Source organism: Clostridium folliculivorans (assembly GCF_024341905.1).
GTDB classification, from domain to species: domain Bacteria; phylum Bacillota; class Clostridia; order Clostridiales; family Clostridiaceae; genus Clostridium_AR; species Clostridium_AR folliculivorans.
The window spans coordinates 448,361-460,675 of the sequence record NZ_BQXY01000001.1 but is presented as its reverse complement, the minus strand read 5'-3'; the positions used below and the strand labels follow the sequence as shown (position 1 = coordinate 460,675).

Genomic DNA, 12,315 nt, shown 5'->3' with positions numbered 1-12,315 from the left:
CTATACTAAATAATTAAGATTGTTATTTAAGGTAGCCTGTCTACTATTTTCTTCAATACTTATATCATCTTCTGCTATATTGCTGCCATCTCTACTGCTATTTCCTTGATTTCTATTTTCTTTTTGTTCACTTCCAAATCCAAAGTTCGCTGCTTGAGAGTTTGGATCTCTGTTTGGATTATTGTAATTATCATTTCTAAGCTCGATAGCAACTTCAGGTATCTTTATCCCATTAGAGCTTAAACTCTTTTGTAGTTCCTTCAGATTATCATTCAAAAGACTAAATGCTTCTTTTGTGTTGGCTGTTAATGTAGCTTTCATACTATTTGTATCTAAAGTTAGTTTTATAGTTATTTCTCCTAAATTTCCTGGGTTAGTTTTTAAAGTTAATTCCTTTACATCTAACTTTTCCATGTACTTAATTGATTTAACTATATCATTTATCATCGTATTTCTATTAATAACAGGTTGTTCATTTGGAGTTGCAACAGCTTGAGTATTATTTTTCATCTGATCAACCATCATCGAAAACTTACTCTGAACATTGCTATCCTTATCACCAATAATAGATTTAAGTAATTTATCACCATCATTAGAATCAGAAGTTATCTTCTTTGCTGAACTATCAACAGATACATTATTTTCATTTGATCTGAATCTGCTAGTAGCTACATACAAGTTATTTACATTTGCTGATGTTTTGTCTTTACTTGTACCATCTTGCTGTAAATCACTTTCCTTAACACCATTTTTCATATTAATTAAGTCAAGAATAGCTTGTTTAATATCTTTTGTATCTGCACTTGATTTTAATGAATTATCATCTTGTGGTTTGTCATTTACAACAGTTTCAATTAGATTTTGTAAATTTTCCTTTGTTTTATCATCTAATTGTAAGGTCCCTTGAGTTTGTGAATCATCAACTTTTCCAAGTAAATTCATAATTTCTGCAACTATGCTTGATGATTTTGTCTGTGCACTTGCAGTAGAATCAATATTTTGACCATTGTTGCTCACAAAATCCTTAACAGCTAAATCCATAAGTTTTACATTGCTTAATGCTTCTTTTATTGATAACAAGCCTTCAGAATCAGAACCTTTATTATTAGCAGCATCTGCTGTGGTAGTTTCATTATTTACTTGAGCATTATTACCCATCAAGAACATAGCCAAAATTGCCACAAGTTTATCTACATCATTTCCTTTATTATCTTTATCAGATTTATTATTTCCTTGGAAATTACTATTATCTACATCGGTTTTATCTTGCGTTGTATTAACAGCTGCCCCTAGTAAACTATTTATATCTTTATCTCCTGCAGAGGCTTCTTTAATAATCTGCTTTATAGAATCAACTATCGAAGCTATTACTTCAGGTTTTTCCTCAGGAAAAATCTCAGATACTTGTTTTTGTAGACTATCGCCCTTGCTATCCAACTGTTCTTTAATTTGCTTAAGCTGTGATAATGTATTGTCTAGTTTGCTATCATCCGATTTATCATCTAAATCCTTATTATCTACATCAGTCTTATTTGCTGCTGTTTTAGATAAAATTGAAGAAAACTTTGAATCGCTTTGATTACTATTATTTTTACTATTTACAGCTTGGTTACTTTGATTGCTTGAACTAACCTGCATTAAATCAAGTACATTACTAATTCCACTTATATTCACTTTATTCACCTCCTTTCAATGTTCCTAAGGTGAGCATATAAAGCAAATTCATCATTTGTAATCTGCTCTTGTCTATCAAGCTCTTTGATGAAAGCTTCATATCTTTTCTCCTTAAGTATTTCAACAGTTTTCTTATCTATCTGTTTCTTCTTAAGATCTTCTCTTCTGTAGTTCAATTCTTTGTCTTTATTCGCAAGTTCTTTTTCTTTATTTTGTATTCCTACACTTAAAGCATTTAAGTAATTTCTCTTTATCTTCTGATAAGCTGCTGATTCACCACTTTTTATGCTTTTATATTGTTCAAAACTTTCATTCATCTCTTTAATATTTTGTTCAATTATTATCTTTTCTCTTTGAGTATTTTGAAAAAGTCTTTTACTTTCTTCCTCTTTTTCTACTCTAATATCTAGAACCTTTTGAAGACTAAACTTAAATCCATTTGCCATGATATCCTACCCTTTAAACATTGAAATAAGTCTATTTTTACTTTCTTCGTATGTAGATTTTTCATCTATTCCTTGTTTTAAAAAGTTTATTATGAAGTCATGATAATCAATTGCCATATCCACTTTTCTGTTACTACCTCTTACGTAAGCTCCTATATTTATCAAATCCTCTGATTCTTTATATGTAGCTAAAAGATCTCTCGCAAAAGAACTTACTTCCTTATGAACATCTTCAGCTATAGTAGGCATAAGTCTTGATACGGAGTTTAGTACATCTATAGCAGGATAGTGGTTTTTATGAGCTAATGCTCTAGAAAGCACTATATGTCCATCAAGTATACCTCTCACAGCATCGGCAATTGGTTCATTAAAATCATCACCATCAACAAGTACAGTATAGAAAGCTGTTATTGATCCTTTATCTGAGGTACCTGCACGTTCCATCAATTTAGGTAGCATTGCGAAAACAGAAGGTGTATATCCCTTAGTAGCTGGTGGCTCTCCAATCGCTAGACCAACTTCTCTTTGTGCCATTGCAAATCTAGTTACCGAGTCCATCATAAGAATAACTTTTTTTCCTTTATCTCTAAAATACTCAGCTATTGCAGTTGCTGTTAAGGCTCCTTTTAATCTTACAAGAGCTGGCTGGTCTGATGTAGCACATATTACTACTGATCTTTTCATACCTTCAGGGCCAAGATCTTTTTCAATAAAGTCTAGAACTTCTCTTCCTCTTTCCCCTATCAATGCAATTACATTTACGTCTGCTTCAGCTTCTCTTGCAATCATTCCTAAAGTTGTACTTTTACCAACTCCACTACCTGCAAATATCCCAATTCTTTGTCCATCACCACAAGTTAAAAATCCATCAATTGCTCTTACTCCAGTTGGAAGTACATCCTTAATTCTTCTTCTTCTCATAGGATCAGGAGGCGAATTATCAAGCTGATAGTATTCTCCACTATTTATTTCTTTGCCATCAAAAGGCATTCCCAGTCCGTCTAACATTTTACCAAGAAGCTCATCACTGCATCTAACACTTAAAGGTCTGCCTTCAGGTACCACCTTACATCCTGGTGAAATACCTATGAGCTCACCTAAGGGCATTAGTATTACTGAATCATCTCTAAAACCTACAACTTCACATTTTATTGGTTTATTTCTTTCATTATATATGGTACAAAGTTCTCCTACAAAGGCCCTGATTCCCTCTACTTCAATAGTAAGACCTATTACCTTCTTGACTCTACCTTCATAATGATTGAAGTTTACTTCATCTAAATTATTGATTATTGCTTCAAAATCAATCGAGATCATCATATACCTCCTGTTATAAGGATGTACCACTTCGTAATAAAACTTATTATTTTTAAATTCTCTCACCAGAAGCCGTGATAGTTTTAAAAATACATTTCGGTTCGAAGTGGTACATCTATAGAAGAGCCTCTCTTAACTTTTCCATTGATATATCAATACCTACTTTTACAGTTCCATTTTCCTTCTCTATCACTGCATTACCTGGATTAAGTGAAGAATCTTCTATAACAAAAATCTCACCTTGTATAATAAACCTACTCTTCCATAGTTCAAGTTGTGCCTTAACAGATTCGATATGTATAGAATTACATTTAATAACGAAAGTTTTTGTGCCTTTAGATTCAGCTATAACATCCTCAACTATAGAGTCCAGACCATGCTCTGTTCCCAATTTCTCTTTTAATATCTTTTCAGTCATTTCCACTGATAATCTTATGATCTGTTCCTTTTTGTCTTCTAGATATGCTTCATATTCTTGCTTTGCAGAAAACAGCATATTGTTAGCATTGCTTATGATAGAATTAGCTTCATTTTTAGCTAATTCTATATTTTTTTCATAAGCTTCTTTATAGCCATCTTCATAGCCATTTTCAGTACCTTGCCTATAACCTTTTTCATAGGCTTCTCGCTCTAATTCCTGAGCTTGTACATACGCAGCTTCTAGCATTGCATCTTTTTGTCTTTGGGCATTTTTTATTATATTTTCACCAATATTTTTGTAACTCTCAACCATTCTTGCAGCTTCTTCAGGATCGTTTAAAAGCATCTCTTCCATAAGGCTCTTTTGTTCATAATCAGTATTTATCTTTTTACTATTTCCTGAAGTTACAATATTACTTTTAATAACACTAAAGGATGATTGCATCTTCTCCACCTCTTGCTAGAATTATTTCTCCAGCTTCATCTAATCTTCTAATTATAGAAACAATCTTTTGTTGCGCTTTTTCAACATCCATAAGTCTTACTGGTCCTAAGAATTCCATATCTTCTTTTAATGAAGCAGCGGCTCTCTTAGATTGATTTTTAAATATAGCATTTGCCACTTCTTCAGAACATCCCTTAAGTGCCAGTGCCAATTCCTTAGCATCTGTTTCTCTAAGTATTCTTTGAATTGATACATCATCAAGAGTGATGATATCTTCAAATACAAACATACTACTCTTAATCTTTTCAGCAAGATCTGCATCTTCTCTTTCTAAGCTTTCAGTTATATTCTTTTCAGTTGTTCTGTCAACTTGATTTAATATATCAACTAAAGTATCAACTCCACCTAAGCTGGTTACTTCTGTTCTAACTATAGATGATAATTTACTTTCTAAAACCTTCTCAATTTCTTTTATTACCATAGGTGAGGTGTTGTTCATGCTTGCAATTCTAAATGCAACATCACTTTGAAGCTCCTCAGGTAATTCTGCTATAACTTGAGCTGCTTTTTCTGCTTGAAGATAACATAAAATCAAGGCAATAGTTTGAGGGTGTTCATTTGAAATAACATTAAGTAATTGATGTGCATCAGCTTTTCTAGCAATAGAAAACGGTCTATACTGCTGAGTTACTTCTGACACCTTCTCTAATATTTCTGCTGCTCTCTGCTGTCCAAGAGCCTTTGATAACAAGACTCTTGCATAATCCATTCCACCCTCAACTATATAGTCTCTTGCTTTATTCATTTCAAGAAATTCATTTAATATTTCTTCTCTTTGTTCTGCACTAACTGAAGTGATGTTAGCTATCTCATACGTAATCTTTTGTATCTCACTCTCTGGTAACTTCTTAATGATTCCTGCAGAAGCTTCAGGACCAAGAGTGATAAAAAGTATAGCTGCTTTTTGCATTCCAGTTAATTTAGTACCTTCTCTTGGCATTACCTATCCCCTCTCATTCTCTGCTAACCACGACTTAATTATCTCAGCTACTTGTTCAGGTTTATCAGTAGCATATTTTTTGATTTCGTTTTCCATATGAGTCTTTTCATTATTAACATCAAAGTTAATTGGTTCAAATCTCTCTATATCCTTTGGATCTATTCTATCATTCACAACTACATCTAGTATATGTTGTCTTTCTTCCTCAGCTGGTTTTCTAAACCTTCTAATTACTAATATAATACCAACTATTAATACTAAAGCTGCTGCTCCAGCTACCCCTAAAGTCTTATAAAGGGCCATTTTCTTTTCATTAGCTGCATCAGCATTCATTTGATCTATCTCTTTCTGAATTGCTGCCTTATCAGTTGGATCAAAGCTCATTCCAAGGACATTTATTGAATCTCCTCTATTTTGATCAAATCCAATAGCACTTGAAACTATATTTTTTATTGCGTCTTGTGTTGCAGAATCCATTTTCCCATCAACTATTACAGATGCTGTTACTCTTTTAACTTCTCCTGGAGCACTTATTGTTTTTTCTTCAGTGCTTCCAACTGAATACTCAACATTTTGAGATTCATTTGAACTAATATTTTGTCCTCCAGTAGTTGCAGCTATAGTATTAGAGGAATTGTTATCAACTGGACTTTGTGAAGTAGTTCCATTACTATCGGTTCCTGTTTGCTTAGTTGTTTGTTCTTTATTTACAACTTTATTTGGGTCATATGTAATAACAGTCTTTTGTTTTGAATCTAAATCTAAAGTAGCACTTACTTTAGCCTTAACCTTGTCCTTACCTATTACAGGTTCTAAAAGTTCTACTATATTCTTCTCTAGATTCTTTTCATAATCTGCTTGTAAACCTTGTCTTTGTTCAATGCTTGATGACGATACTTCATCACCATTTGTATCGTATAATCCTTTTGATAAAAGGTTCATTTTATCATCTACAACTTCTATGTTTTCTTTAGGTATGTTTTCAGTAGCACCTGACACTAAAGAGACCATAGCTTTAACTTGATCATTTGATAATTTAGCTCCTGATTTAAGTTTTAAATATACAGCAGCCTTACCTGGTGTCTTATCTTTTACAAAAACCGAATCTTCAGCAGGGGTTATATGTACTCTTGCACTTTCAATTTCACTAAAGCTCTTGATTGTCTTTTCTAGCTCTCCTTGCTGCATTCTTAACTTCTTTAATTGAAACTCCTCATCAGTCATACCGAAGGAGCTACCACTATCCATTAGTTCGTATCCTTTACTCCCATCTGTTAGCTGTGGCGCAAGTTCCAGTCTCAACTCATCGATTTGAGTTTTAGGCACGAGAATACTACTTCCTGATATCTTCATATCAACTTTGTCTGCCTTTAGCTTTGTTGTAACAACTTGAGCATCATCTGCAGCCAAATTAGAAAATAGTATTCCGTACTTATTATTACCGGATATAATAGTATAACTTATGATTGCGATCACCACAGCTAAAAGAGAGATACCTAAAGCTATCTTTTTACCTTTACTCATAGCTTTAATTTTTTCCATAAAACCTTTAAGGCTCTCTAATAGCTTATTCATTAGTAGCACTCCTATCTATTACAACTGCATTCTATTTATTTCTTGATAAGCATCTAACAACTTATTTCTAACTTGTACTGCTAATTCTAAACTCATTTTAGCTTCTTCAGTAGATAACATTACTTGATGTACATCTACATTGTCGCCTTTTACTAATTTATCAGTTAGATCATTTGCTTGTATCTGTTGATCATTTACCTCATTTAACTTCTCTTTTAATGTATCCAGAAAACTTACTCCACCATTTGCAGTATTGTCTTGAGTATTTTGTGTTATATCTTTTTCAAAGACCTTTGTATCTGGTACAAAACTATTTATTCTCATATTTTATTCTCCTTATTTACCTATTTCTAAAGCTTTCATAAACATACTTTTTCCTGCGTTTAAAGTATCAACATTAGCTTCATATGATCTTGATGCTGCGATCATATCTGCCATTTCATTTAATATATTTACGTTTGGCATAGTTACGTATCCATCTTTATCTGCTTCAGGATTAGTAGGATCATACTCTTTTTTTAGAGGTGACTTGTCCTCTTCTATACCAACAGCCTTTACCCCGTTCATACCTAATGCACCGTCTAAGTTTTCTTGAAATACAGCTACTTTTCTAACATAAGGCTTACCATTTTCACCTCTTGTAGTATTTGCATTAGCTATATTAGAAGATATTGTATCTAATCTTAATCTTTCTGCAGATAAACCACTTGCACTTATTCTTAGAGCACTGAACAAACTTCCCATTACCTATTACCTCCCACCACCAGTAATAACATATCTAGTCGTACTAAGTTTATTATTAGCTTGAGTTATCAACGCATTGTAAAGCAGTGTATTAGCTGCTTGATTTACTTTTTCTGATTCTAAATCTACATTGTTTCCATCTGTTCTCATACTTGAAGAAGTATCTTTGTCCAATTTAACTTGTCCATAACTATTTTCATCAACATTAGTGTATCCTGTATTTTCTATATCACTTGATGCATCTTTAAGTGTATCTTCAAAAGAAACTGTACTTCTTTTGTATCCTGCAGTATTTATATTTGCCATGTTATTAGCGATTACCTTAGATCTTAATGAAGAAACATCTAAACCTCTCTTAATAAGATTATAAGTATAATTATCTGAATCAACTCTACTAATTGTCATTATATTCCACCACCATTCGAACATTTTTTACTGTAATTCTAAAAACATTTTCTATTTATTTATATTTTACTATTAACATTTTAAAAATAAAGTATTTTTTTTATACTTTTTTGTAATAAACTAAGCTTTTTTGTAAAAAAACAACTTATGTTAAAAATTATATCTCAATTTCTCATATTTTTCTAGATTAAATTTTAACTAAATGTAAAAAATAATTAAATTTGTGCATTTAAATTTTTACAAGATACACCTTAGCTATAATTTTCAGAATATTCAAGCTAATTTGAATTGTTCGTCACCATGAATTGATTATATATAAAATATCGAATTTTGTCATCATAAATAATTTATAATTTTATTGAGTAATTTAGATTTTCTTACCATACTTAAATTAAATTAAAGAAAAAGTAGATACTACATTGTTCGTAGTATCTACTTTACTCTGCTTAGTATATTTAATACATCTTGTGGGAACTTATTTGTTTGAGCCATAAGTGCTGTAGCTGATTGAACTAATATACCGCTCTTCGAAAACTCCATCATCTCTTGAGCTATATCTGTATCTCTAAGTTGGCTATCTGCTCTTTGCAAAACTTCACTGCTACCGCTTAAATTATCTGCTGCAGTTTCAAATCTGTTTTGTAGTGCACCGTACTTACTTCTCATACTATTAACTTCATTAATAGCATCATCAATTGTTTGTAAATTGGTTTTGCTTTTAAGTGGGTCAGTAACATCTAGTTGACTTATGTCGCTTCCGTTACTGCTTTTAAGCAAATCAACTCTTATATTATACATCGGAATATCAATATTATCTCCTACGTTGGCACCAGACATCATTGTCTGCATATAAGGCTTATTGTTGTCAGTCACAAAGTTATTACCAAGCATCTTCAATCCATTAAATTCAGTATTAGTACCTACTTCATTAATATGTTGTTTAAGCTGTTCTATCTCTTTCTGTATTGACTGTTTATCTTCGTTGCTTAAAGTTCCATTGCTACCTTGCACTGTTAGTTCTTTCATTCTAGCTAAAGAGTCACTAACTGAACCAAGTGCACCATCTACCGTCTGCATTATGGACACCCCGTCCTGTACATTCTTACTAGCTGCATCAGCACCTCTTATCTGCATTCTAATAAGCTCACTTCTGCCGATAGAATTAGGATTTTCTCTAGATGAATTTAGTTTTGAACCAGAAGATATTTTTCCCATAGCAGCATTTTGGTCCACTAAGTTTTTCTTGTAATTCCTGTATAAATCTAAAGACGCCAAATTATGATATAACCTCATCTTCATCACTCCGTACTTATTTTTTATAATTATTTAAAATATGCCTCATCATAACAAACTTGTCAACATATACTTAAAAATCGATTTACAAACTATCACTAAATATACTTTTATCGAAACTAATATATCTTTATATCGTCTAAGTTATTAGATTACTTTAGCATAAATTTAATATTCCTAATATATATGTTCAAAATTCTATAGATCCTCTAATCACTTATGTAGATTTTATATAATTGTATCGCTTCTGCCGGATCTATCTTCTTCTGTTGAAGCTTTCTATATATCATATATAAGTCAGCACTCAATTCTGGATTAGTACTTTTGGTTTCTTTCATTTTATTATAAATAACTTCCTCTATTGATTCATTTTCACCCTTTGTGTGATCCGTATTTATAATATGAAGCACCTCTTCAACCTTTTCTTTTTCATAAGGGTCTTCTACTAGAAGCTTCAATATATTGAGTTTATTTTTTATTTTTTCAACATCATCTTTTCTTAAAACAATATATTCATCATTGTACATAGGGCTCACCTCTACTTCATTTAAATTATATAATATATTAAATGCCTACATTCAAGTAGCAAACATCTCACAATCCATTTTATTACTATGCAATCATTCTATGGTATTTTATCGTCCTCTTAAATTATTACTTTAGCTTTAATTACCATATAAACTTTTGCAATAAGTAAAAAGAGCCAGAGTTTTCACTCTGACTCTTAATTACTTATTATAAGTTTATCAATTATCTTAATAATTGAAGAACTTGTTGTGGTTGTTGGTTAGCTTGAGCAAGCATAGCTTGAGCAGCCTGGCTAAGAATGTTGTTCTTAGAGAATGTAGACATTTCTTTAGCCATATCAACGTCTCTGATTCTTGATTCAGCTGAAGTTAAGTTTTCAGATGAAGTACCTAAGTTGTTGATTGTGTGTTCTAATCTGTTTTGGAATGCACCAAGTTTTGCTCTTTCAGCTGAAACAGCCTTAGTAGCATTGTCTATAACAGTTGTAGCACTTTCTGCTCCTTGTTGTGTTGACACATCAACTGAAGATAGAGCTAATGCTTGTACGCTCATGTCACTGATATCAACTTTCATTGTTTGGTTTTGGTTTGCACCAATTTGGAAAGCTAAAGAACCATCAGCTTTAACATCCTTAGCAGCTTGAGTTTCTGTAAATGAACTAAATTGGTTATTAAAGTTGTTTGCTACAACAGTAGAATCAGTGCTTGATTTTTGAGCACTTAATTTTAAGTTTGAAATTTCATATGCAGAACCAGTTTGTCCAACTATTTTCAATTCATTATTTGTAGTATCAAGAGTTACTTGTGCAGTTCCACCAATCATGCTTTGTACAGCAGATGTTAAATCAGCAACAGTTGTATTTGCTGATACTGCTAATGTAGCTGTCTTTTGTTGTCCTCCAACTATAGCACTTAGGTTAATTTGATTTCCAACTGATAAGCCTACATTATTACCATTTGAATCACCTAAAGCTATAAGGTTAGTTGTAGTAGCAACGCTAGTTGCTGCTGCAGTACCTGTTGTTTCAACATTATTTGCAGGTGTTGTATCATATCCTAAACTTCCTAATGCATCAGTAGCTCCAGATGTAATATTAACTGCACTTGTTGCATTTGCAGCTGAACTTACAAATGATAGTTTTCCATCAGTAGTTAACTGAGCTGTTACACCTGTTATTGATGCTGCTCCTAAAGCAGTATTTACTGCAGAAACTAATTGAGTATTGTTATATGTTCCAGCTGCTATCGTTACTGATTGTGCTGCTCCACCATCTAAAGCTATTTTAAATGTATCATTTGTTCCTGTAACAATACTTACTGGAGCTGCTAAAGCATTCTTACCAGTAGAAGTACCTTGAGTAGCAGTAGTCTCTAACTTTACTGAATTTAGATTAGTAGCTAAAGCAGTATTTTGTCCTGCAGCTAAATCTCCATTTAACAATTTCTTTGTATTGAATTCAGTTGTAGATGATATTCTATTTATTTCGTCTTTTAATTGTCCAACTTCTGATTGCATTGCTTTTCTATCATCATCTGTAGCTGTGTCATTTGAACCTTGAACAGAAAGTTCTCTCATTCTTTGAAGAATTGATGTAGTTTCGTTTAATGCACCTTCAGCTGTTTGAATTAATGATATACCATCTTGAGCATTGCTTGATGCTTGATCAAGACCTCTTATTTGGCCTCTCATCTTTTCAGATATTGCTAATCCTGCAGCATCATCTGATGCGCTGTTGATTCTAAGACCTGATGAAAGTTTTTGCATTGACTTACTAGCATTTGTTGAATTTGTGTTCATGTTTCTGATAGCATTATTAGCTGCTAAATTGTGATTAATTATCATAGTAAATTCCCTCCCTGATTTTTAAAGTGGACTTCCTTTTCCACTGTATTTATTTATAGTTAAAGCCTTTATGGCATTACTACCTAGATCATTTATTAACATTTTAAAAAATAAAAAGGAGTAATCTCTTCTTATGACACCAGCATCCTGCTGATTTATAAGAAAAAAATTACTCCTCCTGAGTTTACATTTATTAAGTTTTAAAAACTAAATGGCTTGTCCTTGTTTATGTTCCTGTTCCCAAACCTCACCTCTTGTGATCTTTACATCTCTAGGAGCATCAATCGCAAGTCTTAAATCTCCATTTTCACTTTTTACTACCTTTACAGTGATGTTATCACCTATCACTACATATTCCCCTGGCTTCCTGCCTAATACTAACATATTCTTCCTCCTTGAAATCGCAAAAAAGTGGATGATTAATATACCTATCTACCCTTTGCCTCCTGCAAAATGAGATAAGTCTATTAATCATCCATGATTATTAATTGTATTTATGCAATTTTTACTTTATATTTATCTATTCGTACACTTAAATATAAACTTTATACTTTTTTTAAAATTTTTTAAAGTTTTTTATATTTTTTTAATATAGAGTCAGAGACCTAAATCTCTGACTCTTAAAT

General features: G+C 32.1%; 13 protein-coding genes. All 13 read right to left on the bottom strand.

Annotation, left to right across the window (positions count from 1 at the left end):
- A complete protein-coding gene (locus OCU55_RS02010) occupies positions 1 to 1,674 on the bottom strand; it encodes a flagellar hook-length control protein FliK (RefSeq protein WP_261850645.1) in 1,674 nt (557 codons plus the stop codon).
- A gap of 5 nt (positions 1,675 to 1,679) precedes the next feature.
- On the bottom strand, positions 1,680 to 2,120 hold the full coding sequence (fliJ, locus tag OCU55_RS02005) for a flagellar export protein FliJ (RefSeq protein ID WP_261850644.1): 441 nt from the start codon (positions 2,118 to 2,120) through the stop codon (positions 1,680 to 1,682).
- A 6-nt stretch (positions 2,121 to 2,126) separates the two neighbouring features.
- The gene (gene fliI, locus OCU55_RS02000; RefSeq protein ID WP_280923789.1) at positions 2,127 to 3,437 is read right to left on the bottom strand and encodes a flagellar protein export ATPase FliI; all 1,311 of its coding nucleotides are present in this window, start codon (positions 3,435 to 3,437) and stop codon (positions 2,127 to 2,129) included.
- A 115-nt stretch (positions 3,438 to 3,552) separates the two neighbouring features.
- Positions 3,553 to 4,302 (bottom strand): FliH/SctL family protein, encoded by a 750-nt coding sequence (locus tag OCU55_RS01995; protein WP_261850642.1) that lies wholly within the window; start codon positions 4,300 to 4,302, stop codon positions 3,553 to 3,555.
- Positions 4,286 to 5,302, bottom strand: a complete 1,017-nt coding sequence (fliG, locus tag OCU55_RS01990) for a flagellar motor switch protein FliG (RefSeq protein ID WP_261850641.1) — start codon at positions 5,300 to 5,302, stop codon at positions 4,286 to 4,288. The genes OCU55_RS01995 and fliG overlap by 17 nt, the downstream gene beginning before the upstream one ends.
- A 3-nt stretch (positions 5,303 to 5,305) precedes the next feature.
- Complete coding sequence (gene fliF, locus OCU55_RS01985) at positions 5,306 to 6,877, bottom strand: flagellar basal-body MS-ring/collar protein FliF (RefSeq protein WP_261850640.1); 1,572 nt, start codon at positions 6,875 to 6,877, stop codon at positions 5,306 to 5,308.
- A gap of 18 nt (positions 6,878 to 6,895) precedes the next feature.
- On the bottom strand, positions 6,896 to 7,201 hold the full coding sequence (gene fliE, locus OCU55_RS01980) for a flagellar hook-basal body complex protein FliE (protein ID WP_183278487.1): 306 nt from the start codon (positions 7,199 to 7,201) through the stop codon (positions 6,896 to 6,898).
- A 12-nt stretch (positions 7,202 to 7,213) separates the two neighbouring features.
- On the bottom strand, positions 7,214 to 7,621 hold the full coding sequence (flgC, locus tag OCU55_RS01975; protein ID WP_206869060.1) for a flagellar basal body rod protein FlgC: 408 nt from the start codon (positions 7,619 to 7,621) through the stop codon (positions 7,214 to 7,216).
- Between the two features lie 6 nt (positions 7,622 to 7,627).
- The gene (flgB, locus tag OCU55_RS01970) at positions 7,628 to 8,026 is read right to left on the bottom strand and encodes a flagellar basal body rod protein FlgB (protein ID WP_261850639.1); all 399 of its coding nucleotides are present in this window, start codon (positions 8,024 to 8,026) and stop codon (positions 7,628 to 7,630) included.
- A gap of 432 nt (positions 8,027 to 8,458) precedes the next feature.
- Positions 8,459 to 9,319, bottom strand: a complete 861-nt coding sequence (locus tag OCU55_RS01965; RefSeq protein ID WP_261850638.1) for a flagellin N-terminal helical domain-containing protein — start codon at positions 9,317 to 9,319, stop codon at positions 8,459 to 8,461.
- Positions 9,320 to 9,528: 209 nt separating this feature from the next.
- Positions 9,529 to 9,846 (bottom strand): hypothetical protein, encoded by a 318-nt coding sequence (locus OCU55_RS01960; protein ID WP_261850637.1) that lies wholly within the window; start codon positions 9,844 to 9,846, stop codon positions 9,529 to 9,531.
- Between the two features lie 223 nt (positions 9,847 to 10,069).
- Positions 10,070 to 11,689 (bottom strand): flagellin N-terminal helical domain-containing protein, encoded by a 1,620-nt coding sequence (locus OCU55_RS01955; protein WP_261850636.1) that lies wholly within the window; start codon positions 11,687 to 11,689, stop codon positions 10,070 to 10,072.
- A gap of 207 nt (positions 11,690 to 11,896) precedes the next feature.
- A complete protein-coding gene (locus OCU55_RS01950; RefSeq protein ID WP_261850635.1) occupies positions 11,897 to 12,073 on the bottom strand; it encodes a carbon storage regulator in 177 nt (58 codons plus the stop codon).
- Between the last annotated feature and the right edge of the window lie 242 nt (positions 12,074 to 12,315).